16 protein-coding genes and 3 pseudogenes are annotated in these 26128 nt (G+C 45.3%); 7 read left to right on the forward strand and 12 right to left on the reverse strand.

Translation table 11 applies throughout. From position 1 onward, the window contains the following. Positions 1–119: 119 nt before the first annotated feature. A complete protein-coding gene (locus BJP37_RS08335; protein ID WP_075897946.1) occupies positions 120–950 on the reverse strand; it encodes a DUF4058 family protein in 831 nt (276 codons plus the stop codon). 90 nt (positions 951–1040) lie between these two features. Beyond that, positions 1041–1819 (reverse strand): annotated as a pseudogene (locus tag BJP37_RS08340) (IS5 family transposase). A 410-nt stretch (positions 1820–2229) separates the two neighbouring features. On the opposite strand from BJP37_RS08340, the gene BJP37_RS08345 reads away from it, so the two are divergent. Beyond that, positions 2230–3642 carry an amidase gene (locus BJP37_RS08345; RefSeq protein WP_075897948.1) on the forward strand — a complete coding sequence of 471 codons (1413 nt, stop codon included), beginning with the start codon at positions 2230–2232 and terminating at the stop codon, positions 3640–3642. A gap of 472 nt (positions 3643–4114) precedes the next feature. Further along, positions 4115–5415 (forward strand): annotated as a pseudogene (locus BJP37_RS42310) (RNA-guided endonuclease InsQ/TnpB family protein). A gap of 99 nt (positions 5416–5514) precedes the next feature. Here the strand turns inward: BJP37_RS42310 and ilvC are convergent. Continuing rightward, entirely contained in the window at positions 5515–6510 is a 996-nt protein-coding gene (gene ilvC / locus BJP37_RS08360) for a ketol-acid reductoisomerase (protein WP_075905891.1), read from the reverse strand. A gap of 488 nt (positions 6511–6998) precedes the next feature. On the opposite strand from ilvC, the gene BJP37_RS08365 reads away from it, so the two are divergent. Then, positions 6999–7292, forward strand: a complete 294-nt coding sequence (locus BJP37_RS08365; RefSeq protein WP_075897954.1) for a ferredoxin — start codon at positions 6999–7001, stop codon at positions 7290–7292. Positions 7293–7498: 206 nt separating this feature from the next. Next, positions 7499–7798, forward strand: coding sequence for a ferredoxin (locus BJP37_RS08370; RefSeq protein WP_075897956.1), 300 nt, complete (start codon positions 7499–7501; stop codon positions 7796–7798). Positions 7799–8019: 221 nt separating this feature from the next. On the opposite strand, the gene BJP37_RS08375 is transcribed toward BJP37_RS08370, so the two are convergent. The 6 genes from BJP37_RS08375 to BJP37_RS08400 form a co-directional block, all read right to left on the reverse strand. After that, positions 8020–9606, reverse strand: a complete 1587-nt coding sequence (locus BJP37_RS08375; RefSeq protein WP_143727967.1) for a SpoIID/LytB domain-containing protein — start codon at positions 9604–9606, stop codon at positions 8020–8022. A 324-nt stretch (positions 9607–9930) separates the two neighbouring features. Then, on the reverse strand, positions 9931–13203 hold the full coding sequence (locus BJP37_RS08380; RefSeq protein ID WP_075897958.1) for a hybrid sensor histidine kinase/response regulator: 3273 nt from the start codon (positions 13201–13203) through the stop codon (positions 9931–9933). 21 nt (positions 13204–13224) lie between these two features. Continuing rightward, the gene (locus BJP37_RS08385; RefSeq protein WP_229415244.1) at positions 13225–14469 is read right to left on the reverse strand and encodes an RNA-guided endonuclease InsQ/TnpB family protein; all 1245 of its coding nucleotides are present in this window, start codon (positions 14467–14469) and stop codon (positions 13225–13227) included. Between the two features lie 374 nt (positions 14470–14843). Further along, positions 14844–15599 carry a DUF1995 family protein gene (locus BJP37_RS08390; RefSeq protein ID WP_075897960.1) on the reverse strand — a complete coding sequence of 252 codons (756 nt, stop codon included), beginning with the start codon at positions 15597–15599 and terminating at the stop codon, positions 14844–14846. 127 nt (positions 15600–15726) lie between these two features. After that, positions 15727–16890 carry a cysteine desulfurase family protein gene (locus BJP37_RS08395; RefSeq protein ID WP_075897962.1) on the reverse strand — a complete coding sequence of 388 codons (1164 nt, stop codon included), beginning with the start codon at positions 16888–16890 and terminating at the stop codon, positions 15727–15729. A 118-nt stretch (positions 16891–17008) separates the two neighbouring features. Then, positions 17009–17389: a DUF7682 family zinc-binding protein gene (locus BJP37_RS08400; RefSeq protein ID WP_070391933.1), complete on the reverse strand. Its 381-nt coding sequence runs from the start codon at positions 17387–17389 to the stop codon at positions 17009–17011. A 253-nt stretch (positions 17390–17642) separates the two neighbouring features. On the opposite strand from BJP37_RS08400, the gene BJP37_RS08405 reads away from it, so the two are divergent. From BJP37_RS08405 to BJP37_RS08415, 3 genes and pseudogenes are all read left to right on the forward strand, one after another. Further along, positions 17643–19073, forward strand: a complete 1431-nt coding sequence (locus tag BJP37_RS08405) for a phospholipase D-like domain-containing protein (protein WP_330359414.1) — start codon at positions 17643–17645, stop codon at positions 19071–19073. 584 nt (positions 19074–19657) lie between these two features. After that, positions 19658–20809: an aspartate carbamoyltransferase catalytic subunit gene (locus tag BJP37_RS08410; RefSeq protein WP_075897966.1), complete on the forward strand. Its 1152-nt coding sequence runs from the start codon at positions 19658–19660 to the stop codon at positions 20807–20809. A gap of 153 nt (positions 20810–20962) precedes the next feature. Beyond that, positions 20963–21828: pseudogene (locus BJP37_RS08415) on the forward strand (IS5 family transposase). A gap of 110 nt (positions 21829–21938) precedes the next feature. Here the strand turns inward: BJP37_RS08415 and BJP37_RS08420 are convergent. The 3 genes from BJP37_RS08420 to BJP37_RS38790 form a co-directional block, all read right to left on the reverse strand. Further along, complete coding sequence (locus BJP37_RS08420) at positions 21939–22799, reverse strand: DUF8581 family protein (RefSeq protein ID WP_075897968.1); 861 nt, start codon at positions 22797–22799, stop codon at positions 21939–21941. 67 nt (positions 22800–22866) lie between these two features. Next, positions 22867–24957 carry a hypothetical protein gene (locus BJP37_RS35960; protein ID WP_075897970.1) on the reverse strand — a complete coding sequence of 697 codons (2091 nt, stop codon included), beginning with the start codon at positions 24955–24957 and terminating at the stop codon, positions 22867–22869. A gap of 411 nt (positions 24958–25368) precedes the next feature. Next, entirely contained in the window at positions 25369–25530 is a 162-nt protein-coding gene (locus tag BJP37_RS38790) for a hypothetical protein (protein ID WP_158069488.1), read from the reverse strand. Between the last annotated feature and the right edge of the window lie 598 nt (positions 25531–26128).

The raw sequence follows: 26128 nt of genomic DNA on the forward strand, positions 1-26128 counted from the left end.
GGAGCAGGGAGCAGGGAGCAGGGAGCAGGGAGCAGGGAGCAGGGAGCAGGGAGCAGGGAAGAGGTAAAAAATAATGTGTACCTCATAGCTATGATAAATGCTATAGAACCAGCGGCAGGCTAGTGTTCAATCAAGACTTCCTTTACCCAAGTTTCATCTGCAGTCGATAAAGGTGGTGGTGGTTCTTGACTATAATCAATCGCTAAATCATAACTCCCTTGGTCGTAAAGCTGATGTAATAATTGTTGTAAATTAACCGTAGGTTCTCGATCGTCTGGTTGTAGAGGTAAAGGAAACGAAGGTATTGCTTGGGGGAGATTGAAGGCATATAAATCGGCTTGGGGACGTTCTTGAGAACGGCTGACCACGATTCGATAGTGGCTCTGGAAGGCTTGAGTATTCATAGCCATCGGTTTTCCTTGACGCAGTAAATCAATTTCCACTAAATGGGTTAAGCTATCTAATATTTTTTGCCGTTTGGTTTCATAAGTGCTGCGCCCTTCTGCAGACCGTTTGTTTTTGGGAGAAAGAATTTCGATAACAGTAATTATTTTGCCAGTTTCTACCTTTCGCACTTCTAAATACCACTTCTTGATGCAGTCGCTCATGGGGGGAACCCCCAAGACCGCGCTGCATCGCTCCCTAACCGTTTCAGTCATCGGTAGAGCAATCTTCATTGGTTTAAGGCTAGGAGCAGCAACGGTAACCAGAGCTGAGGGATCTTGGTGGTTGCTTTGAGAACTTTGAACAACTACATCATCAGGAATTCCTACTAGCATCGAATCATCACCAGTAGCGTTGTAGACTCTTTCCTCAATTGCTACCCGATACTTCGGACGTAGCTGGGGGTTAAGGCTTTGGGCAATCAGGACAATTAGCCACTTATGAACTTGTGACCAATATTCAGGTTTATCCAGGTAGGGATTCATCCCAGGAAAGGGTGAAGGCATATTGTGTATTGAGGCGGTGAAGTGGTATAATTCCTAGATTAACGAAGAAGTCTGGCTCTTTGGTAGCTGCAACCTAGCTAGGGCATGTCGTCAGTTAAGCCAGATGACAGAAGCGGCGAGATGAATGGCTCCCAAAAAATTACGAGCAGTTTTATCAAGCGCGAGTTGCTATTGCCCTGTATTGCTTAAGTTTCTGAAAAAAGTTTTCGATCAGATGACGCCACTTATACATGTGCAAGTCATATGTTCAAAGTTGAGTACGATTGACTTTAGGAGGAATGACAGCTTGGCAGTCAGCTTCTTTTAATCGTTTGAGCACCCGCTCTGTCGCATCGTAAGCCTTGTCTGCAAGCAGTGCACCAATCTCATGTATACCACCCGCGTAACGCATCAGCTCCCTGCAAATCATGTGCTTGACCGGGGGTCAGATGAAACCCTGTGGGATTACTAGCGTGCATCACAGGTGGCATGAATTTTGGTAGATAAACCACCCTTACTGCGTCCAATTGCTTGTGTTAATGGTTTATCGTCTGGTGTTTTTTTTTGCACCAGCACCCTCGTTGATGAGCGCGTACAATCGTGTTCGTCGAGCGCAGCGTACTCGTTGTCTGCATCTAATGAGAGTGTCTTGAATACACGTTCTATCACACCACTTTCAGACCCTAGGCTATGACGCTTGTGCACAGACCGAAAATCGCCAAACCTCTCCGGCAAATCACGCCACGGAATACCTGCACGGTATCGGTACAGTACGGCTTCAACAAATAGGCGGTTATCTTTGGCATTTCCACCAACAAGCGCCCTCCTGGCCAGGTAGCATATCCTTAATTCGCTCCCACTGATCCAAGACGCAAGGCATACCGACGCATTACTTCCTCCTTAGTTGAGTTTTCCTGACTCCCCTCAGTTCTATAGCTGCACTGACTGGTTGTCAATTCTCTAACTGACGACATGCCCTAGTAATTTTCGGAAACTTCCGGAAAATCACCAGGATTTGACGATGTGTTATACCAATTTATAAAATTAAGTGGTATAATAGCGTCTAAATAAAATTAATCTTAAGACAGCTAGGGTTTGGGTTAACCCCCTAAGCTGCTATATCCTTAGGATTTAAGCAACGTTTAACAAAAAGTCTCTCAAAGTCTTACTCCGTATAGCTTTGAGATTTTAATAATTCAGTTTTTACTAACTAGCATCTGAATGCCTAAAAGTTTTGCCTAGCAATACTCTTAGGCATTTTTTTTGAGAAATTAGCATCCCTTGATAGCAAAGAACCATTATGAATCAAGTTGACCTAGCCTTTACTCCAGCTCTAGACCAAGCCCAACTGATCCGCAAGGGTGAGATATCACCCCTGGAATTAGTCCAACTCTACCTTGAACGGATCGAAGCATTAAATCCCCAACTAGGGAGTTACTTCACTGTGGCGTCTGAGATGGCACTTGCGGATGCTAAAGCCAAAACCGAACAACTTGCCCAAACTACCGATACCTCTAAACTCCCTCCATTTTTTGGTGTACCGATTGCCATTAAAGACCTCAGGGCTGTAGAAGGACTCCCTTGTAGCTTTGGTGTTGCTGCCCTCAAAGACAATATTGCTAACTATGATGATGGGGTAATCACCCGCATCAAGCAAGCTGGATTCATTATTTTAGGTAAAACTGCTACCTCTGAACTGGGTTCCTTACCTTATACCGAACCCCCAGGATTTCCACCAGCTCGCAATCCCTGGAATCTGGACTACACACCAGGGGGGTCTAGTGGTGGTTCAGCTGCAGCAGTAGCAGCTGGCTTATCTCCCATTGCCCAAGGTTCCGATGGTGGGGGTTCCCTGCGCGGTCCAGCCTTTTGCTGTGGTTTGGTGGCGATTAAACCGACACGAGGTCGTATTTCTTACGCTCCAGTAGGAGACTTTCAAAGTGGTATTACTAGTATTGGTCCAATGGCACGGACGGTAGCTGATGCAGCCGCTTTACTGGATGTCATGTCTGGCTATATTACTGGAGACCCTTACTGGTTACCTGACCCAGAGATATCGTTTCTAGAGGCTACGGAACAACAACTGGATAATTTGCGGATTAGTTTTGCGACATCCATTAAACCGATGGGAGAAGCGTCAGCTGTATGTGAAAAGATTGTGGTGGAAACGGTGCAGCGACTGGAAGGGATGGGACATCTGGTTGAACCGGGTTGTCCAGATTTCAGTGACATAGTAGAACCGTTTAAGACAGTATGGCAAGCTGGGGTAACGTCAGCAGGAATTCCCTTAGAAGCCTTAAGTCCGATGAATCGCTGGATTGCTGAACAATCTGGTTCTGCTGGGGAATACTTACAAGCGGTGACTAAGCTACAAATTATAGCCCGTCAAATTGTGGGATTCTTTAACAACTATGATGTGCTAGTGTTACCGACTTATTTACATCCACCGATTCGGGTAGGAGAGTGGGACGATTTGAGTTATGAAGAAACCTTGGAGAATATTATTAATTGGATTGGACCGTGTCCACCATTTAATGCTACTGGACTTCCTGCGATCGCAATTCCTGTTGGTTTTGATGAGAAGGGTTTACCTGTAGGAATTCAGTTAGTGGGACCTCCAGCATCAGAAGCAACACTATTGGCATTAGCGGCTCAGTTGGAAGCAGCAAACCCTTGGATTAATAATCGTCCCACTATAGCAACGGAAGTATAGTTTAGGACATACTATTTTGCTTTAAAGGGAACAGGGAATAGGGAACAGGGAACAGAAATATGTCTGAACCTTGACTTCGACTGCTATAAAATCTAGAATTTACAGGACTTACGCCACATATGAGTTATTTCTCCATCCGACAAGTAGAGTCATGACCGAAGACCCTGAGGGCGCAACGCCCCACCGATTCTATCCCGGAGACGAAACCTGATTGTGAGTGGAGCCTTTATGGTTGGCAGGCTATGCATAAAAAGGTTAAAACTTATTGATTAAGGCGACCCTCTCCTTACGGTAACTATCGCCAAAGGCGACGCTTGGCCGTAGGCCACGCCAAAGGCGAACGCGAACAAACCATGGGGTTAGCCCTAACAGGAATTTATTCCCTAACAGCGATACGAACTTTTGCTTCAATATATCGACTATAATAGTAAGCAATGTATTAACCCCAAGGAGGTGGTTTTAGGTGTTGGTCATGGAGTTCAAGGCTGTTCTCAAAGAGCCTCAAAGGTTTGCAATAAATGAAGCCATTAGAACGGCTCGCTTTGTCCGCAATAAAGTACTTCGGTACTGGATGGACAATCGTGGTACAGGGAAAAAAGAACTCTATCGCTACAACACTCAACTAAGAGACGAATTCAAGTTTGTTAAAGACCTCAATAGTCATGCTTGTCAGGCATCAGTTGAGAACGTAGAACGCGCTATCAAACGTTTCTTTGATAATTGCAAGAATAAAATCCCTGGGAAGAAAAGTTATCCTCGTTTCAAAAAGCATTCTAGGTCAGTGGAATATAAGCAATCTGGATGGAAGTTATCCCCAGATAAGAAGTCCATAAAATTCACCGACAAGAAAGGTATTGGGCAAGTCAAGCTCAAAGGTACCTGGGACTTGTGGGGCTTCGACCAGAAGCTAATTAAGCGAGTTCGGATTGTTCAAAGAGCCGATGGGTACTATGTCCAGTTTTGCGTCAAGGTAGATAATTCTGAGCAATTAGAAGCAACTGGGTTTACCGTTGGCTTGGACGTTGGGCTAAAAGAGTTCTATACAGACTCTGATGGATACTCAGAACCTAACCCACGATTTTACCGAAAAGGTGAAAAACGTTTAAAGTTTTATCAACGTCGGGTTTCCCGAAAAAAGAAAGGCTCTGCTAACCGAAAGAAAGCCATCAATAGACTAGGCAGACAGCACCTCAAGATAAGTAGGCAACGGGAAGAACATGCCAAGAGACTGGTTAGAAGTTACCGTAAGAATAAAGAAGCCTTTATGGTTAGTCGGCTATGCATAAAAGGGTTAAATCTTTGTTATTAAGGCTTCTTTATTCTAAGGTTTCGTCTCCGGCAAGTTGCGTAATCCGGTCTAACGACCTGGTCGCCTATGAAGACTTAAGGGTTAAAAACTTAGTTAAAAACCACTGTCTGGCCAAGTCTATTAACGATGCAGGTTGGTATCAGTTCCGAGAATGGTTGGAGTATTTTGGTCAAAAGTTTGGCAGAATAACTGTTGCAGTAAATCCTGCTTACACAAGCCAAAACTGTTCCAATTGTGGCAAAGTGGTCAAAAAGTCATTATCAACTCGAACCCATACCTGTAAATGCGGGTGTCAGTTGGATCGCGACCATAATGCTGCTAGAAACATTCTCACGAGAGCTTTGGGTACGGTGGGGCACACCGGAACTTATCAAAACGTTTGGGGAGAGGATACCTCTACTCTTCTTGGCTGCGGCCTGGAAGAGCAAGTAACCTCGTTGAACCAAGAATCCCCTGGCTTATAGCCATGGGGAGTGTCAAGTAAGTCCTGATTATAAATAAGTCCTCAGTTAAAAAGCCCTGATTTAAGAGATTAATCGTAAACCGTCAACAGTCAACAATGCTTAAACTTTTTTCAACCAGCTGAACATAGCGCGTAAGTCTTTACCGACTTCCTCGACGGGATGTTCTTTATTCTGACGGCGCATAGCAGTGAAGACCGGTTTACCTCCCTGATTTTCCAAGACAAATTCACGGGCGAATTGACCTGATTGAATTTCTTTGAGGATTTTACGCATCTCGGCGCGAGTTTCATCAGTAACAATCCTTGGCCCACGGGTATAGTCACCATATTCAGCAGTGTTGGAGATGCTATCCCGCATGTTAGCTAAACCACCTTCCACCACTAGGTCAACAATCAGTTTGACTTCATGAAGGCATTCAAAATAGGCCAATTCTGGTTGATAACCAGCAGCAACTAGGGTCTCAAATCCGGATTTAATCAATTCACTCAAGCCGCCACACAATACGACTTGCTCACCAAATAGGTCAGTTTCTGTTTCTTCCCGGAAGGTAGTTTCAAGAATCCCGGCACGGGTACCACCAATTCCTTTGGCGTAAGCCATGGCGCGATCGCGTGCTTGGCCTGTGGCATCCTGGTAAACAGCAAATAGACAAGGTACCCCTTCTCCCTGTTCATAGGTGCGCCGCACCAAATGTCCTGGACCTTTGGGAGCAACCATGATCACATCTACGAACTCTGGGGGAACAATTTGACCAAAATGAATATTGAAGCCGTGGGCAAAGGCAATAACATTACCCTCGGTCAGATTTGGCTCAATTTCTGCCTGATAAATGGTTTTTTGCACTTCATCCGGCAGCAGGATCATCACCAAGTCAGCCGCTTTAGCAGCATCAGCCACTGTGTGGACGGTTAAGCCTGCTTCTTCAGCTTTCGTCTTAGACTTACTACCTGGATACAGTCCCACGATCACATTCATACCACTTTCTTTAAGATTAAGGGCGTGGGCGTGACCTTGAGAACCATAGCCGATGATAGCTATAGTTTTATCCGCCAGTAGGTCTAGGTTAGCGTCGGTATCGTAATACATCTGAGCCATTGCAGTTTCTGTTCCTTTTTTGCTGGTCATTGCAAACTTACCATGATACCGCAAAACTGATCTCAAGCCTGGCAAGTGATATACCTTTTTATCCATCAGCCCATCACCGGATCAACTGATGTTTGGATACAGGTCTTGGATGGTAATGATAAGTATTCCTAATTATAAATTCCTAAGGATTTTGCTGAAGTTATCTGAGGGAGATAGGATCTTTAAAAAACCTGTTAAACCTAGACCTTAGAGCATTTTCATGGAGTGGTTTTACAGCTAACTCTGTGGTGTAGATACTTGCGGTAAAATATAAGTAAAACTTATCAAATTGGCGATTCAGCCTTTCATTCTTAATCGGTCTTAATCTGCTGAGTGTTTTCCCGTAGTATCAGAGATGGAGTAAAAATAAGCATGCCAAGCTCCTTAAACCAAAGGATAGGCTTTTGCCGTATACTCACAAGGTCTCTACTATTGTTTTACGAGAGGATTACTAAAACATGGCAACTTACAAAGTCACCTTAAAAATGCCAGAAGAGGAGAAAGTCATTGATGTTCCCGAGGACGAATACATTCTCGACGTTGCCGAGGAGCAAGGTCTAGATCTGCCTTATTCCTGCCGTGCGGGTGCCTGCTCTACCTGTGCTGGCAAAGTAGAGAGTGGTACTATTGACCAGTCAGACCAATCCTTCCTGGATGATGAGCAAATTGCGGCTGGCTACGTTCTGACCTGTGTGGCCTACCCCACCTCTGATTGCACGATCACTACTAATCAAGAGGAAGCACTGTACTAAGTACTAATATATGTACTAATAACAGAGGGGAAGTAGGAGAGTTTAGAAATTGGGTGTTTTACTCTTCAAGCTCTTTACTTCCCCTTAGCCGAAAATCGGGTGATGAGATGATTAGGTAATAGGGTGATGGAGAAATCACGCTAAATCGAGGAAGCTCTTTACTAAGTAATAATCTAAGTAATAATAACAAAGGGGATTAGTAAAACATGGCTACTTTCAAAGTCACCTTGAAAAATGACGAGGAAGGTATAAATACAACCATTGACGTTCCTGAAGACGAATACATTCTCGACGCTGCTGAAGAGCAAGGTTTAGATCTGCCTTATTCCTGCCGTGCGGGTGCCTGCTCTACCTGTGCTGGCAAAGTAGAGAGTGGTACTATTGACCAGTCAGACCAATCCTTCCTGGATGATGAGCAAATTGCGGCTGGCTACGTTCTGACCTGTGTGGCCTACCCCACCTCTGATTGCACGATCGAAACTCATCAAGAGGATGCTCTGTACTAAGTACTTAGTACACAGGGGAAGTAAGAGAGCTTAGAAGTTGGGTATTTTACTCTTTGAGCTCCTTACTTCCCCATCGCCGAAAACCGGGTGATGAGATGATTAGGTAATGGGATGATGGCGAAATCACGCTAAATCCAAGCTAAATCAAGGAGGAGAAGGAGGTTATTTTCCTGAAATTCTTCCGTATCTTCACTTTCTCCCCTCTTTGACCCTTGATTAGACTAGGGCGTGACTAGTGCGCTGGCATTTTGCCAGAAGATAATAGAATTGTTCAAAGGCTGAATTTGAGTACCAGGATAATAGAAGCTGAGAATTTTTTCTGCGGACCAACCGAGTTTAGCTAAATTTTGGGAACCGTGTTGGCTGAAGCCAACCCCATGACCAAAGCCGCCACCTACGAACACGAAGCCTTTGAGGGTTTGGTTGGCTTTGTCATAAATCGGGTCTACGTAGAAGAGGGTGCTGCGGGGAGGACCAAAGGCGCTGCGGGCTTCATTTTTACTCAGCTCCAGCATACCCCGATCCGTTGTTACCGCCATTTTCAGCACTCGTCCTGCTGGTGAACGCTCTACCACTTCCATATGCTCAATGGTAGTGAAGTTGGCAAGGGGGTGTTTGGTTTTTTTGAGATAGCGTTGTAAATGGCTGGTGACTTGTTTTAAGCTATTGTTGTACTTCCAGCGGAATAAGTAACTATTGTCAGTCTCATTAAATCCTTGCTTCAAGTTCATGAACTCACGGAAATTTTGTTCGTCTGCTAAGGATTTTTGTGACAAATTCCAGAGGGAGTATGGGGAGTCTACCACTGCTCTTAAGTAAGGACGTTCTGACCCATTCCAAACATCACTAAAAGGCGCACTGACTCCACCAGTTGCCGCTGAATATAGGGCATCTACTAACTCATTGTTGTAGGTGAGGACGAGACCTTTAGTGGCTGCGATCGCACGGTCAGCGACCGGATTGGTTTGATTTATTCCGAAATAAACCTGGCAGTGAGTATCGGCACAGAGTTCGTAACCGTCAACATTAAATCGGCGTCGGTTCCGCAAGGCGTAGGTGCGAGCAATAATGCTCTGGGCAGCTACGGTTGAATAGCGTGCTCCAGCTCCAATTTCATGAGGTACTACACCACGTAAATAGCTTTCTAGAGGTACCTGATTTACTAAGGTATAGTCACCATAGGCATTGGGCTGGATCCGTAGACTACCAGGATAAAGTCTTGTCCTACGGTTATTTTCTCCTTTGCTAACCCAGATCCGATTTTTGCCAGCAGTAATATCGATTTCCCGTCGATGGTAGCGATAGTCACCAATTACAAAGGAAGCATGGGGCACCTCGGTGACAACGTTAGTATCAATATAAGCAATAGTATCACCTTTGGCTTTGATACTTGCTAGCAGTAGACGTCGCAATAAAGGGGTTTGATAAACACTCCGTTTTGCCCACACCTGCCAGCGGTCAGGCTTGGCAATTTCCACCTCAATCCCCTTTTCCCGCCATTTATTGGCACTATCTTCTGCAGTTTCAAAGGTCCCATGGTTACTCAAGACCACGTACTCTTCGATCTGCGGCTGCTGTAACGGTTTATTGACTATTTCCAGCTTGAGGCTGCTAAGCTGCTTGGTTTTCGGTTGCATATCACCGCCTAAAAATTTGACGGTTAGCTGATCGTCCGGGGCAGCTTTCAGGGTGAGCTTGTCAGTTTCTTCATCTCCAAAGCGCTGCACGACTCCCACTTTTAGTGGGATATCTGAGGCTTTGGCGGCTAACCCTGATAGGATTGGTAGTCCCCACAACGATAGTGTCATCAACGGTATTAGGAAATGGGGATTGGAAGTTGGGGAATTGAGAGAGATCGGTTTTTTCGTGAACCCCACTATCCAATTGCGAAACCGACCTGTCTTACCCGATGCCGTATTTTGATGCGAATTCAAGTCAAACGCTTTTATTGTCATTAGCTTAGTTTTTAAAGTACCCAATCCATAATTCCCATTCCCCGATTCTAGATCCCGAAAAGTACGATCCTCCAGAGGTATTGTTACCCTAACCAGGTCTGGTCATCGTCTTTGGTTTGGCATTGGGATGATTTGGTTGAGGATGCTGCCCGCAGCTACCCATTGGGATTACCTGTGTTAATTACTTCGAGCTAACAACACTTCCCCTTGCCTGATTCGTTGGGCAGCATCTAGTAGCACGTCTTCTAGATAGGGTTTGGTAAAATAGCCTCTAGCACCGAGATCAGCAGCTACTTTCCGGTGTCGATCAGCACCACGAGAGGTGAGCATGGCCAGGGGGATTTCACACAAATCTGGGTCTTTTTGAAGGCGAGATAGGAGTTCTAGACCATCCATTCTGGGCATTTCAATGTCACAGAATACGATCTCGCAAGGCAAACCAGACCGGAGTTTATCCCAGGCTTCTTGACCATCACGGGCTTGTTCTACCCGATAACCAGCTTTACTGAAGGTCATAGAAAGGAGTTCTCGGACTGTGATTGAATCATCCACAATCAACACCATGGGATCAGATTTGATTAGATTGACCTCGGCTCCGCTGGCGGTTGGAGTTTCCATCCTTTGCCAGATCGCAACACCACCATCTTTACGAATCCGACCCATAGCAAGGTCAATCAGTTCTAGAACGTCAGCAATGGGCATCACTCGACCATCCCCTAAGACGGTCGCCCCGGTAATGCCTACTGGCTTAGGTGCAGGGCCTTCGATTTGCTTAATAACAATTTCTTGCTCCCCTAATACCTGATCAACCTCTACGGCGAGCATGTTACCTGTACTTCGCAGTACCACCACAGAAATCAAGTTGTCTTCCCGTTGGCTGCCATAGACACTAGCCCGGCTGAGTTGGCTATGGTAGGTCAGCAATTCTGAGAGGGGCTTGAATGGGATCTGGCTGTCCCGCCATTGAAGAAAGGCTTGACCTTGGGAATTGGTCTGAATGCAGTCAGGGGAGACATCCTGCATATCTTCCACCCCATCCATGGGAAAAGCAATTCTGGCGCGATCGCTTACACAGCAGAGGGCTTTACAAATACTCAGGGTCAGGGGTAAGCGAATGGTAAAGGTGGTTCCTTGCCCGAGAGTAGAGTCGATAGTAATAGTTCCCCGAATTTCACTTAAGCAGGTGCGCACCACATCCATGCCTACCCCTCGACCTTTGGTATCAGTTACTTTCTCAGCAGTGGTGAACCCAGGGTGGAAGATGAAATTGAACAACTCCAAGTCGCTCAGGGTTTTTGCCTCAGTTGGGGAAATCAGATTCTTTTCAAGGGCTTTAGCTCTAATTCGAGCTGGATCAATGCCCGCCCCATTATCCGAGATAGAAATCACCGTCTGATTTCCCTGGTAGAATGCTCCGAGGGTGATTTTACCCGCCCTAGGCTTCCCCGCAGCCAGCCGTTCCTCTGGTAGCTCAATCCCGTGGGTAATGGCATTGTTGACCAGGTGGGTCATAGGATCATAGAGGTGTTCCAAGATCATTTTATCAATCAAGGTTTCCCGCCCCTCAACGTGTAGCTCGGCTTCCTTGCCTTCCTGCAAGGAAATTTCCCTGACTGCACGGGGCATGCGGTCTGCTGCCTGGGCAAAGGGCACCATACGCGATCGCGTCAGTCCTTCTTGGAGTTGATTAGTTACCTGTCTGAGGGTACGAGTTACTTGGTCGGTTTCATCCACCAAAAACTCAATGTCAGATGCCGACTCCTTAACCCGGACAATCAGCTCAATGATCTCTTGGGATAGCAAATGGAAGCCTGTAAAGCGGTCCATTTCCAGGGGGTGATAGTCTTCTAAGCTGGTGCAATTCTGGTTTCCTTGTTCCCGTTCTTGGATGCTTGTAGTGCGGTAAATCCTACTACTAGACAATAGAGAATTTTCCAGCAGGGTTCGCTCATACAAGTCCCGCATTTTCAAACCCACATCGTTGAGGCTCGATACCTGATGGGATAAATTATCTAAGAATTGCCGCAGCCGTTCTTGATCTTGCTCTAAGCTATTGCGACCAACCACCAGTTCTCCCACTAAATTGCTCAGGGTGTCCAGTTGTTTAACCGGTACCCGCATGGTTTGTTCAAATAGCTTAGACCTCGGACGCCTTGTTTGGCGAGACAGCTCCTGGTTCATCCCTCCTGGGATAGCAGAGATGCTTTGATTTGCCTGCTCTAGCAAGTGCTCGATGTCTTTAAAGTCATCCTCTACTGAATCCACCTGATTGGTTTGCGGGGTTTCTTGGTCTAGGGAGTGGTTAGGTTCAGGGCTACTAGTTTCATTTAATAGGAGTTCTAGTTCATCAAATATTCTTTTCTGCTCTGATACCACCTCAGCAGTGGGTAAGGTCACATCCAGAGGTTTTATACTGTCAAAATCAACGTTTTGGTAATGTGCGGTAGCTTCTGCCAACAGCTGCTCTAATTGCTGCCATTGATCTTGGGTTGTTGGTAAGGGTTGTGGTGATGAATCTGGTAATTTGTTTGATTTTATAGGATCAGATTTTCTATTTTTTCCTTTTACACTTGAACTAAGACCGGGTGTCGAGGTGGGTTTTAAAGACCCTTTAGTTGATGGGGATTTAATTCCTGGCTGGTCATGGTTTGCCGGGGGGTGAGTTGGAATAAGCTCCAAGTCATTAACCAGATTAAAATCTAATTCATTGAGATCCGTGTAGGTCGGACCCGGGCGAGGGCTGTGGGTGGGCTCGACGTGCGATGTGCTTGGTTGGATAGGCTGCTGTTTGCTCATCCCATAACTATCTAATTTTGTGGGAGTAGTATTTTCCGCGCTTGAGCTATTTTCTTCAAAAAAGGTATCGTCAAATAAACTACTTAATTCATCCGCTGGGTTAGTTTTTTGAGTTAGGTTTGCCTCAGTACTCCCAACAGAAAATAATTCTTCAAGGTCTTTATCCGTCAGGCTTGGAGTAGGGTTAGGTTGAATCTCCTCTGGAGTTGACTCCCTTGACTGTAGTAATTCAAAAGCTGCTTCTTCTGGAAATTCCTCATCGAACAAACTGAGTAAATCTTCCTCGGTAGACTCCGCTGCCTCTGGAATGTCCAACCCATCAAGTTCTTTAATCAGGTCAGATAAATCCTTTGGTTCGTCTGTAGTTATAGAATTGTGTGATTGGCTAGACAACTGCTGGTTATCTGGAGCGATAATTTCTTCTTCTTGCCAGGTTTTATCCAAATCAGGGGTCTGACCTTCAAAGATATCAGCTAAGCTATTGAGTTCTGCCATGCCAACTTTTGGTTCTGCAGCATCATCGGACTCGATTTGGAGGATATCAGTGGTTGGTTGTGCCACTTCCTCTATATCCGGTATATCCTCGAGGAAGTTATCTAGGTTAAATTCGTCTTTGATTACTGCTGGTGGCTGAGCATCTAGGTTGTTAGACATTCGGAAAGCTAAAATTCCACATTAAGCGAACATTTTTAACCTTTTGCCTTGGCAAGTTCGCCGGTTCCCTGCGACGAGAAACTGATATAATGCGGTAAAAACCGTATTAAAGTTCCCTTCCTGCTTCTTTCCAGTTACCTGGTTTTTCATAGGGTGTCGGCACTTCCTATTCCACAGGCTTAGACCGAATAGCCTTCGGCAAAACGTTCGTGCATTCAGGCTGGCGTTATAGTCACGGTCAAAGACTTCACCGCAAACCTCACAATCAAAAACTCGTTCTTTAAGTGGCATTTCCTGAACATGACCACAACTAGAACAAGTTTTAGTGGATGGGTAGAATCTATCTACAAATACCAATGAGCAACCGTACCACTCAGACTTGTATTCGACTTGACGACGAATTTCATAAAGAGCGGAGCGGAATCGGCTATCGCACCTGCGTTCCTTATGGTTTTTTAGCAGACCGGAAACATTTAGATCTTCTAACCCAATCACTGCGTGGTTTTTGCCAAGCCAAGAGGTTAATTTTTGAATTGCATCTTTCCGGATGTTAGCAACACGTTGATGGGCTTTAGCTAATTTCAGCTTGGTCTTATTTCTATTGGCAGAACCCATAGTTCTTCTAGATAGTTCTCCTTGAAGTCTAGCCAGCTTTTTCTGAGCTTGTTTGTAAGCTCTAGGATTAGGAAATACCGTCCCATCTGAACAGGTGGCTATAACTTTAACCCCGACATCAACACCTAGATATTCTCTACATTTAACAGTGGGTTCAGGTTCCAACTCGTAGGCCAAAGAAATATACCAAGAATCGGCTTCTCGACTGATTGTAACCCGCTTCGTCTGGATTCCAGGTAAAGGTTCATAAGTGCTAACCCACCCAAGAAAAGGGAGTTTCAACCGAGTTCCTGAAAACTCCATGACCTTCCCACAATTATCTAGGGTGAAGCTATCATTTCTACCTTTCTTCTTAAACTTAGGGTGTTGAGCTCTCCCTTGAAAGAATCGGTTAAACGCTTCTCCTAAGTGCATGAAGACGAATTGATAAACCCTAGAACTTAAGGTAGACTGCCAAGGATATTGAGGTTTAACATGATTGGTATAGAACTTTTTCAGCTTGTTAGCAGAAGGCTTTAGCCCGGCTTTATAGGATTCGTTCCACATATTTAAAGCCCAATTCCAAAGCCACCTAGAATACCCAGCGTGTTGAGCCATCAAGGTTTTTTGTCTATTATTAAGTTTTAACTTGGTCTTGAAGGCTCGTTGCATAAGTCTGGGTCATTCTTAATTTTGCTTTGATACTAAGCGAGCAGCTCGGCGCTGTCAGTCATGGAGTTTTAATGGCTTTGATTATCCCTGCCGTTTCCCATCAAGCTCACGTTCTGACATTGACCCCGACTCACTCAGCAGCAACTCTGAGTTTGATGTACTTAGTCACCGAGCTACCTTTGACGACATAATGATCGTATCGTTTTGTACCGCAAATCGTCAACTAAGTTACTCCTCTATGATAGTTCTAAAATTTAATATCACTGACTAGCCAAGAGGTAGCTTAACACTCCCGGATCTATACAGACGAGGTTTTATTGCCTCGCTAGCTAGATTTTTTATAACGTTTTTCTGATCTGAGTTCAAGTGTGAGTTCAACGACTCAGAGCATTTAAGAATTTCTGGATACCTGAGAATAACGACTGTTTTTTTTGGGCAGATGGTATATTTTGAGAATCTTCTGGGCTAGTTGTGTTAACTAGATTTGCCTTAAGTATAATTTGCTCAATAGCCTCTGTTGTCGGTTTGCTGGGTTCTTCAGTCACCAACTGATACTCATCATCAATTTCTAGCCATACTTGCCACACAGAAGGGTAACAACGCCATAGAGCCCCTCCTGGAAAAGGTCGCAGATAATAACAAGACTCCAGAGTTTTCAGGAAGCGATCGCGCAACTGACGTGCGGCATAGCCAATCCCTACAATCGAGACATCTTCGAGCTGAGGATTTAGGATTACACAGGGGCGATCCCCAGCCAAATTACAAATCTTTTCCACTTGGCCTACTTCCACGGCAGAGGGACCTACTAGCAAGAAAACCTGGTCATCATCATCAATTCTAGTTTCTGCTGGGGAGCGACTGGTGCCAACATCAGTAATTTTAAACGGTACCTCTCCCCAGTCACGACGGGCAAGGGCTGAAGCACCCGTATCAGGAAAAAATATTTTCAGTCCGGAGCCATACTGCTCAAAGATAGGAATAAATTCTTGGGCGATTGACTGGGCTTGTAGGGCAATTTCTGGAAAGACCAACTCCACTTGTACCCTGGTTTGACCGTCATCTAGGGCAGCTTTGGTCGCTTGTTTAGCTTGAGCGATCGCGTCTTCTAAGCTCAAAGGAAGTTCACTCATGAGTCTGTCCGTATGTGTCTTTATCAAAGACTTTAATACTAATGACTTCAAAGATAAATGTCTCGCCACATTAATTCCACCCAATCAACCCTACCCATAGGAGCAATTGAGGCTTTTTTGAGCAAAGTTAGACCTTAGATAATGCTGGTTCTGGCATCAGTCGTTCCAAAATTTGCTTAAGTACCATCACCGTCCAATCTACATCAGCTTCTGTGGTATCTCTCCCCAGTGTCAACCGAATTCCAGCCAAAGCAGCTGGCTCGTTGTAACCCATTGCTAACAATATCGGACTCGGACTCAGTTTACCACTGTGGCAAGCGGAACCTGCACTAATCCCAATACCAGCCTGATTCAACTGACGCACTATAGTTTTGCCAGTCACCCCCTCAGTAGGGGAAGTCACACAAAAACTAACATGATGGGGTAAGCGATAGTCTCTAGAACCAGTGGGAATGAGATTGGGGGTATCAGCCAGTTGGTCAAACATGCGATCGCGTAATCGAATTAACCGAGGTGTCTCTTTTAGCATGTGCGCTGCTGCTAGTTCTGCCGCCATGCCAAACCCAGCAATCAGTGGCACCGCCTGGGTTCCAGACCGCAATCGGGATTCTTGTCCACCACCGGAGATCAGGGGCACTAACTCCACACCAGGGCGGATATACAGTGCCCCTGCTCCCATCGGACCATAAATTTTGTGACTGGAAATCGACAGCAAATCTACCGGTAGTTGTTGAACATCTATCGATAGCCGTCCTGCTACTTGAACTGCATCGGTATGAAACAAGACACGGTGTTGACGAGCAATTTGTCCGAGTTCATCAATAGGTTGGAGCGTACCTACTTCACTTTGACCGTAGATGACGGAGACTAAAACTGTATTTGCCTGTAGGGCAGCTTTTAAATCACCGGGATTGACCATTCCCAGAGAATCCACTGGTAGCCTAGTCACTTGCCAACCCCACTGCTCCAACCAGGCCACTGGTTGAGCGATTGCAGAATGCTCTACACTAGAAATAATGATATGCTGGGGTTTCTTGTAGGCTTGGGCAACCCCCATCACCGCCAAATTATCCGCCTCAGTACCGCCAGAGGTAAATATAATCGATTCTGCTGGTGCATTGATTAACCTAGCCACCTGCATTCTTGCTCGTTCCAGTACAATAGCCGCTCGCTGACCCCACTGGTGTAAGCTAGATGGGTTACCCCACTGCTGGGCAAGGACATCTTGCATAGTTTTAATGACTTCTGAGCGTGGTGGTGTGTTGGCGCTATAGTCCAGATAAATTTGCATGGGTTTTCAGGCAACCAGCTATCTCTACCTTCAGCATATAACCTTTCCAGGTCTCTCTCAAACTGATGATTAATAACTGATGATTAATAACTGATGAATAATAACTGATGAATAACAACTAACCACCTGGTTTGCCAACGTTATAATCCTCGTGGGACAAAACTGCGTGAGGAACCAATAAGCTACCCTGGTCGTGACAAATCATTCGGTAGTTGCGAGTTACAGGAATACTAATGATCCAGCGGTTGTGGCGCAGCCGCTTGCCACCAAATTCTCTGTAATCTTGGTGATTCTCCAAACCAGCAATTATCCCACGGGCTTTGACAACCACATGGGTAGGAAGGTTTTTTAAGTCAATGGGATCATCTTCAAAACTAGACTCCCACTGCTGTTTTTGCTGTTTTTTCTCTTCCCGTGCTCGGTTTTTTTGATCACATCGGTGGCATGTTTTACCATACCCCTTGTGGCCACACGGGAATGTTTTCTTTCGTCTTGGCATAAGACAGTAGTTCGGGTTAAACTCCCTAACCCGCTAATTAGGCTTCGGTATAAGCCATTCCATAAGAAAAAGGCAATTAGGGGGGGTAGTTGAACAAGATGGCAACTGATATCCCCTGGTATTTTATGTTAATTCAACAACTGCATCTATTTGAAGATTGTGCTGTTAGCATGAGGAAATCAGCTATTCAATCGGGTTTTTTGATGCCTTGAGTTCCCAACCAGCGTGCATTTACTGGAATTTGTATTATCCTTTGCTGATACTATTGATGTTGTGTGGCTGTCAACAAGCTCAGCCACAGGTTTCTCTTGAGCCCCCTCTGCCCCAAGACCCTTGGGTTCAGGCTTACTTTAATCATAGTAGGTCAGCCCAATACATAGATCCTTACCGGGGAGTAACTCGGGAGGGAGATAACTTGGAGCAAGTGATTGTGGATGCGATCGCATCAGCAAAGTCAACAGTAGATGTGGCGGTTCAGGAGTTGCGTATGCCCAGAATTGCCCAAGCTCTAGTAGAACGTAAGCAAGCTGGTGTCAAGGTCAGAGTCATTTTAGACAATAACTACAGTCTTCCGGTCAGTAAACTTACCGCTGAGTCAGTGGCAAAACTGCGCCAAAGAGAACGCTCACGCTACAATGAGTCCCTAATATTGATCGACCGTGACGGAGATGGTCAGCTGAGTGCAAGGGAAATTTCAGAAGGAGACGCTTTAATCATCTTAGGAAATGGTGGTGTACCTATGATTGATGACACAGCGGATGGTTCTCGGGGCAGTGGCTTAATGCATCATAAGTTTATAGTTATTGATAACAAAGTTTCTATTATTACCTCAGCCAACTTCACTCTTAGTGATCTACATGGTGACTTTCAGTTTCGAGAGAGTCGTGGCAATGCCAACAATCTGCTCAAGATTGACAGTGTAGAGTTAGCTAACCAATTCACCCAGGAATTTAACCTGATGTGGGGGGATGGTGCTGGGGGTAAACCAGACAGTAAGTTTGGTCTCAAGAAGCCATGGCGACCAGTAGAGCAGGTGACACTGGGGGATACCAGTGTGGGGGATACCAGTGTGGGGGATACCAGTGTGGGGGATACAACTATCGCGATACAATTCTCCCCAACCTCCACTACCAAACCTTGGCATCAGAGTAGCAATGGTCTGATCGCTGAAATCCTTCCTCAGGCTAAGGAAACCATTCACATAGCTTTGTTTGTCTTTTCCGAGCAACGGCTAACTAATGTTTTAGAGGAATCCCATCAACAAGGTGTTAAGGTCAAAGCGCTAATTGAGCCAAGTTTTGCCTTTCGCTATTACAGTGAGGGTTTGGACATGATGGGAGTAGCTGTTGCTCACAAGTGTAAATATGAGACTGGTAACCGTCCTTGGCGTCAACCGATTGCTACCGTCGGTGTGCCTCAGTTGCCAGAAGGAGATGTCTTACATCACAAATTTGCCATTCTCGATGGAAAGATAGTGATTACAGGCTCTCACAACTGGTCAAAAGCAGCAAATACCAGGAACGATGAGACGGTGTTAGTTATTCATAGTCCTATGGTTGCTGCCCATTTTGAGCGGGAGTTTCAACGCCTCTATGGCAAAGCAGTGAAGGGAGTACCAGTTAGAGTTCAGCAAAAGATTAAAGCACAGCAACAAAAATGTGTGCCTCTTGACCCATATTCTTGAGTAGAGCATACTATTGAATAGTTGGCATGACGGGTTATACCCCTCAATTTAATAGATGTGTTATATCAAGTCCGGTTAATCACTTTTAAAATAGTCTGTGGTTTTTTGTCGTTAGTGATCAGTCATTGATAAAACGTCCACCAATCTGTCATGGCCTGTTCACAAATCGGTTTTGTCCGAGCAAAAAAGCGTGATTAATTATCAAGGAATTATTAAGTATTCAACCGGACAGGAGATTAGTTGACCGCAGTTTTATGGTGCTGGGCATTTAACTTGCGGATTTAATCGATTAAATCAATTGATTTAAATTAACTGCTAATGGTGCGTTTTCCAATGGCTGGGGAACCTGGCCTTGGGTCGCACCTTTTCTTGAAAACCTTCTTAGACCGAACACTAAACCAGCTTTTTTCCTTAACACAGGTTTGCGCTGAGGTTATCTGAGGTTTTGGGGCTCAATAATACCAAGTAGGTAATACTGCTCGACCTGCTAACCTTAATCGATATCTAGGGTTTCCTGGGTGTCAGAAATTCTCAAAGCTGTCACGAGCAGCAAAACTAAGTTATTGAATTGCTTGACGACTTCTATGGCAAATGCCACCTGGACTCGCCGCCATATTCTTGCCCTGGCTGATTTTACGCCAGATGAATACAATACAGTGTTACAAACTGCCGCTAGCTTTCGGGAAGTACTATCCCGACGAACCAAAAAGGTACCTGCACTACAGGGTCAGGTGGTTGCGAATTTGTTTTTTGAACCATCCACCCGTACTCGTAGCAGTTTTGAACTAGCGGCTAAGCGTCTTTCTGCTGATATCCTAAACTTTGCACCAGGAACGTCTTCCTTAAGCAAGGGCGAAACGATTCTTGATACAGCGAAGACTTACCTGGCAATGGGAACTAATATGATGGTGATTCGCCATCGGCAGGCGGGAGTTCCTCAAATTATTGCTACTGAGATGAATCGACTTGGTGTCCAGGTAAGTGTACTTAACGCTGGTGATGGTCAACATGAACATCCTTCTCAAGGATTGCTGGATTTGTTTACAATTTGTTCTTGCTTAGACTGGGACAATCCCCGTATAGAACTGCTTAATGGAAAAAAGATTACCATTGTTGGAGATATTTTGCACTCACGAGTTGCCCGTTCCAATATCTGGAGTCTGCTTGCGACAGGGGCAGAGGTTCATCTCGCTGGACCACCTACCCTACTTCCGCAATTATTTGCTGAATACAGTAGTACTCGTCTGCAACAACCTAGGGAAAAGCAACAGCAACAGTTATTGGCTAAGTCTAGCCTTGCTCACCAGCAGCAGTACACCGAAACCCCTGTGATTGTAGAAGCAACGGTACCGATCACAAGTCAAGCCAGCCATTCCCTGACGACTACGCAACAGTTACCAATTAGTCATCCTAAGCTATATGTTCACTGGGACATTGAACCAGCACTAAAAGATGCTGACTTTGTCATGACCTTACGGCTGCAAAAAGAACGTATGACGAGTCATTTGTTGCCTAGTTTGAGAGAATATCATCAGCGTTATGGGATTACCCGGGAGCGCCTCCAACTTTGCCAACCCAACGTTCACATTCTCCATCCTGGCCCAGTTAACAGAGGCGTTGAAATTAGTTCTGAGCTGATGGATGATCCCGATATTAGCTTAATTCCTCAACAGGTGACTAGTGGAGTTGCGGTTAGGATGGCGCTGCTTTACTTAATCGGTAGTGGTAAGTTTTAAGGGCTTTGTTGCATAAAGAGTATGAGTTAGCTGCAATACTATTTCGAGAGAAAAATTTGGCTCGACCCAGCCATGACAGAAGCTTTGACCAAGACCCAATAGAAAATTAGGAATTGGAGTGAGTACAACACAGCCCATTAAAACCGAGGAAGTTTGACCTTCACCGATTGATGAGGAGGTACTCGAGGGATGGTGGAATCCGCACAAGACAGGGAAACGAGGCAGATCACCCCAATACAGTGACATAGCGATCGCGCTCCATGAGTACGATCAGTTCACTGCTGAATTTACCAGGAAGGCAAACCCAAGGATTGATGGAGTCGTTATGCCCGGTTAATGGGGGTGGACTTAGATGTACCAGACCATTCAACGGTATCGAGGCGACTGGGAAAATTAAGTGTAGCAATGCCCGTCATAGAAAGGAATTTGGCACGGCATGTGGTGGTGGATTCCACAGGTATAAAAGTGTATGGGGATGGAGAATCGAAAGTGCGTCAACATGGTGTGAGCTTTCCGTCGCAGTTGGCGAAAGCTTCATCTAGGGGTGGATGAGAGCACAGGGGAGATACAAAGTGCCCTAGTAAGTACCAATAACCTCAGTGACGATTCCGCTTGATCGGAGGTGTTGGACGCCATAGAAGAAAATATTGAAGCAGTATCCGCAGATGGAGCCTATGATCAGCGCAAGTGCTATGATGCCATCAGTTCTCTCGGTGCTCAGGTCAATATCCCCCCACGTCATGATGCTCAATATTGGCCACAAGAGGGGGACAACCATCCACGCAATCAGAACCTGGTGCGGATTGAACAAGTGGGTCGAAGCCAATGGAAACACGAGAGTGGATACCACCGTCGCTCATGATCGGAAACAGCGATGTTTCGTTTCAAGGTGATCTTTGGCACTAGTTGTTCTCGTCGTACTTTCGATAACCAGGCGCTTAGTACTTTTACTGGCCTGTGCTGCCCTCAATCGTATGACCCATTTAGGTATGCCTGATAGCTATGCCCATGATTCTTAAGACTTCTCCTGAGAGGGGGAGCATTTTGACTCTTAATCATTCATGCAACAAAGCCAGTTTTAAGGGTTAGAATCAGCAAACCGTAATCTTTACTGTGGTCTTCGAGTACATCAATTGCCCCAAGGTAAACTCTGACCATGACCCAATCTAACTGACGCCTGTACCAAACCCAAAATAAATTCTAGCAATCCTCTCCACTGCTGTTGACTAGCAGTGACTCCTTGCTTATGGATGTGTAGAATCAAATCTCGATCAGGATGGTTAACAATTTCCTGAGCATAGCGGTTGATTACATCACCATCTAGTTGAATCACAGTTTGGGCGCAAATTAAATCATTGATTGACTTGACATTTGCCCGTTGGTGTGAATTAGTTTTTAGCAATGCCTGATTTCGACTATCCAGTGCTGCTTTCAGTTCACTGAGCTTACGCAAACAACGCAAGAAACGATTGTTCTTAAGAATCTGTTGCGCTTGAAGCATTTCCTCAGAACTGCTGGTTTTAGTAGGGTTTGGTAGTCGGGTGTTAATTTGGTGCAGTTCTACTGTGGGATCGGTGAGGATTTCTTGGCCTCCTCTAGCCTGCTCTAGAACAGTGGGATCATACAAGGGTGAATTGGGATCACTCAAAAGCACGGTGTACTCTAGTTCTAAGGTTTTACGTAACTCAAGGTAGCGATCGCGTAAAGACGGATGAATTCCCTGTTGCTCTAGATAGTCCGCTGAGATCGGGTAAATATCCCGGTAGGTTTCCCAGGGGATAAATTTATATCCCTTAATTTCCTCCACTACCATGGTGTTAACTTCTAAGGCTGTGATGTCAATCAAGACATCCCCCAAAGAGCCATAAAATTCATCAAGGGTTTGACCTAATCTAGAGCTAAGATCAGGTGCGACCCGTGGCGAATTTAATCCGGCGCTGGCATCAGTAGTTCCTGGTTGCTTACGGTTTCTGGTCTTGGTCACGGCCATTTTAATAAGATATTAACTACCCTAATATAAGTGGATATAAGTGGAGGAATTATCGATTTCAACCAAACTAATCCTCTTGTTTACGTGGTTTCTTGATAAATAGTGACTCTTCCAGGCTAGACCAATTATCATCATCAAGTTTTATCGCCTCAGATTCACTCTGTTGTGCCACAGGAAAGTCAAACAAGTCTTCCATGAGGTCCTCAGATGCTTTCTCTGATTGATCGGTGATATCAGAGATTTCTAGAAACGGATCTAACTCTTGAGATTCTTCCTGATTAAAGTTATGGTCATCAGTTAGGTCATTGGTCAGTTCTGAAGTATCTGGATCTTCTGAAGGTGCCGATAGCTCCAAGCTATTTCCTAGAGATGGATAAGATTCCAGTTCATCAGTTGCGAAATCATCCCAGTTTTCATCAAGTTCTAAATCTGTTGCTGATCCATTGAGATTACTTGGTGCAGTGAACGGATTAGCGTTTTTCGTTAATTTATCCCACTCATTATCCTCAGAGACATCCAATGAATCTATCTCAGGAGTTGTCAATTCTAGTGATGAGTGCTCCGGTTGTTCCAACATCCAATCATCCCAATCCTCATTTTCTTCTAGCTCCAATGATTCTAGGCTGAGGAGGTTAGAGTCTGTATCAAGCTGTTGTGTGTCTTCTTCAAACAAATCACCCCATTCATCTTCTAATTCCTGGTTTGAAGTTTCAGTTGTGGATTCTGGTGATGGGGGCGTTAACTCCAAATCTTCTAATGTCAGGAGTTCCCAATTTTGATTATCCACTGCATCGGATGACTTTAAATCAGGTTCCGATTGTTCTTCAACGAATTCCTGCCATTGTTGATCAATCTCTGCATCTGAAACGTCTTGGTCAGTTAGCTCCTGATCAGGCACAGACTCCAGTAATTCCCACATCGAGTCATCCCAATCGTCCTGTTCAGTTTCCGCTTCTAACGCCTCGGTGCTATCTGTCGATGGCATCAGTGAGGATTCCAGTTCTGCTGAGGGGACTTCTAGCAGTTCAGGCTCAGTTTCTAGGAAAGTCTCGGGGCTAGCTTGGGTTTCTTTTGGAACTGGGGGTGGAGGTACCAAGATTGACTCCAGTTCTGGTGCCGTATCCGGTAGGAAGTCAGGACTAATCTCTGTTTCTTCTTCAATCGGGGTTGGAGGTACCAAGACTGACTCCAGTTCTGGAGCCGTATCTGGTAGAAAGTCAGGAATAATCTCTGTTTCCTCTTCCATGGGGGGTGGAGGTACCAAGACTGACTCAGTTTCTGACCACCTATCCTGTAGGAAGTTTCCTATTGCTTTTTCCTCCTCCAAGTCAGTCGTTTCTGGCAATTCAGTACTCTCAGTAATCTCTGGAAACAAACCAGGGTCAGAAACTACTTCATCGACTACTTCATCGACCAATCCAGGTTTTATGATCGGCTCAGTTACGGTGTAGGGATTAATGAATGAATCATCAAAGTTCCCTGGGGTAGTAGCTGTTACTGACTCAAGGTCAGCAGAGATTGTTGGGGGTGTCTCTGGTGCTGTCTGAGTTGGTTCTACTTCGACTGGGGGAGGTTCTGCTACTAATTCCGAGGCAGAGGCAACTGCTGCTGCTGCCAATCCAGTCCCCAAAACGGCTTTAGTAACTGTATCGACACGATGCTCTGTGTATGACTCGACTGACTCGACTGACTCGACTGACTCGACTGACTCTATGGCTACTCTGGTTTCAGTTACCGGTTCTGTGCTTGGCAATAAATGGGTTTCAACCCTAGGGGATTCAGGCTTTATAACCCCAGTAGTGCTAGTTGGGTAACCTAGAGTGAGTAGAACTTCAAACAGCTTATGCAGACTTTTGAGGTTGCTCTGAATAATTTGATTGCCTTGAGCCACCTGATCATTGTGAAATTGCCGCAGTTCCCTATAGCGACCATTGCCGATAAACTGGTCCCCCACTTCATTGTCGATGGTACCGTTAATGGTATCAATGCGGGTACACATACGATGACCAGGTTTTGCTTGGGCTGCATCTAAATCAGCATTGGTGTCGGCTACCCAGGTAGTAATTTTCAAATCAACTGCTTCGCTCAGGGCTAGGACAAGAGCCTCTTTAATATTGCCTGTCTTAAGGTATTGTCTGAAGTCATCGCTAGGAGCCATAATAGTAAACTCGCGCTTATTAGGGTAGTTTTGTAACTTAGTTTAGATTGACTAATTATGAATAATTTTTAATATTCCCACAGCCACCCTTGGGTTATAATCTTGGGATTCTTTAAAAGATATAGCTGTTGTTGAGAGTTTCTTGCTGACTGTGAACACCCAACCGTCAACCATCAACAAACACTCGGTTACTTACAATTATTTAGGTTAAATATATATCAGACGGCAACGAGTTGAGCAACCTAGCACTGGCCATTACTGCTGAACCGACATTCCGCACTTCGGGTTGTAGCACAACAAGTGACAGCTGCTTAACTGACAAAAAGTGAAGTCAAAAGTGTAATAATGGTTATAGGTCGAAGATTTGCAAGACTTGACTCAGTGCCTGCCTTATCCAAGTTATGCTTCCTTCTAACAGTTGCTACCCTCACCCGCTACAGCCGCTTGGGGTTGAGGTTGTCGAAACAGGTATTCGTCGGTGGGTAGATACTCACTGGCGCACGAGGCAACAGCTATTTTCGGTAGGGTTTGGAGTGGGTTAAATCCGCCGAGAGAAAATGGCTGGAGACTCATTGGTCAGGTTCGGTTTACTAGCAATCATGACCCTGACCCAGCAATGGCCTCAATAAAACAAGATCAGGAACGGAAATACCGATTGGATTTTAACATACTTTCGTACCAGTACGCTGTTAAATAGTTTTGTCCACAGCGTAAATATATGTGATTACACTCTACCCTTTCTAAGGATAAAATAGCAAAAAATAATGGCAAACGCAACGTAAGCATTCAGCGGTCAGCTATCAGCTCTCAGCTCTCAGGCGTAGGGTGGGCAAATGCTGTACCTCTGACAATTTTCACTCGAATCGGGTCCATTTGCCCACCTTCCCTGAGTGGCGTAGGGTGGGCAAATGCTGAGCCAATTCCCTATTTCATCTCGAATCCTCGACCTTTGCCCACCTTCCCTGAAGCGTAGGGTGGGCAAATGCTGTACCTCTGACAATTTTCACTCGAATCGGGTCCATTTGCCCACCTTCCCTGAGTGGCGTAGGGTGGGCAAATGCTGAGCCAATTCCCTATTTCATCTCGAATCCTCGACCTTTGCCCACCTTCCCTGAAGCGTAGGGTGGGCAAATGCTGTACCTCTGACAATTTTCACTCGAATCGGGTCCAT

This window comes from Moorena bouillonii PNG (assembly GCF_001942495.1).
Lineage (GTDB): Bacteria > Cyanobacteriota > Cyanobacteriia > Cyanobacteriales > Coleofasciculaceae > Moorena > Moorena bouillonii.

Excerpts from the sequence above, each read along its gene's own strand:
- BJP37_RS35960 (WP_075897970.1), bottom strand. The coding sequence starts at position 24,957 with ATGGCTCCTAGCGATGACTTCAGACAATACCTTAAGACAGGCAATATT.
- ilvC (WP_075905891.1), bottom strand. The coding sequence starts at position 6,510 with ATGGCTCAGATGTATTACGATACCGACGCTAACCTAGACCTACTGGCG.
- BJP37_RS38790 (WP_158069488.1), bottom strand. The coding sequence starts at position 25,530 with ATGAGTCTCCAGCCATTTTCTCTCGGCGGATTTAACCCACTCCAAACC.
- BJP37_RS08380 (WP_075897958.1), bottom strand. The coding sequence starts at position 13,203 with ATGTCTAACAACCTAGATGCTCAGCCACCAGCAGTAATCAAAGACGAA.
- BJP37_RS08335 (WP_075897946.1), bottom strand. The coding sequence starts at position 950 with ATGCCTTCACCCTTTCCTGGGATGAATCCCTACCTGGATAAACCTGAA.
- BJP37_RS08365 (WP_075897954.1), top strand. The coding sequence starts at position 6,999 with ATGGCAACTTACAAAGTCACCTTAAAAATGCCAGAAGAGGAGAAAGTC.
- BJP37_RS08390 (WP_075897960.1), bottom strand. The coding sequence starts at position 15,599 with ATGAGTGAACTTCCTTTGAGCTTAGAAGACGCGATCGCTCAAGCTAAA.
- BJP37_RS08410 (WP_075897966.1), top strand. The coding sequence starts at position 19,658 with ATGGCAAATGCCACCTGGACTCGCCGCCATATTCTTGCCCTGGCTGAT.
- BJP37_RS08345 (WP_075897948.1), top strand. The coding sequence starts at position 2,230 with ATGAATCAAGTTGACCTAGCCTTTACTCCAGCTCTAGACCAAGCCCAA.
- BJP37_RS08385 (WP_229415244.1), bottom strand. The coding sequence starts at position 14,469 with ATGCAACGAGCCTTCAAGACCAAGTTAAAACTTAATAATAGACAAAAA.
- BJP37_RS08395 (WP_075897962.1), bottom strand. The coding sequence starts at position 16,890 with ATGCAAATTTATCTGGACTATAGCGCCAACACACCACCACGCTCAGAA.
- BJP37_RS08370 (WP_075897956.1), top strand. The coding sequence starts at position 7,499 with ATGGCTACTTTCAAAGTCACCTTGAAAAATGACGAGGAAGGTATAAAT.
- BJP37_RS08420 (WP_075897968.1), bottom strand. The coding sequence starts at position 22,799 with ATGGCCGTGACCAAGACCAGAAACCGTAAGCAACCAGGAACTACTGAT.
- BJP37_RS08375 (WP_143727967.1), bottom strand. The coding sequence starts at position 9,606 with ATGACACTATCGTTGTGGGGACTACCAATCCTATCAGGGTTAGCCGCC.
- BJP37_RS08400 (WP_070391933.1), bottom strand. The coding sequence starts at position 17,389 with ATGCCAAGACGAAAGAAAACATTCCCGTGTGGCCACAAGGGGTATGGT.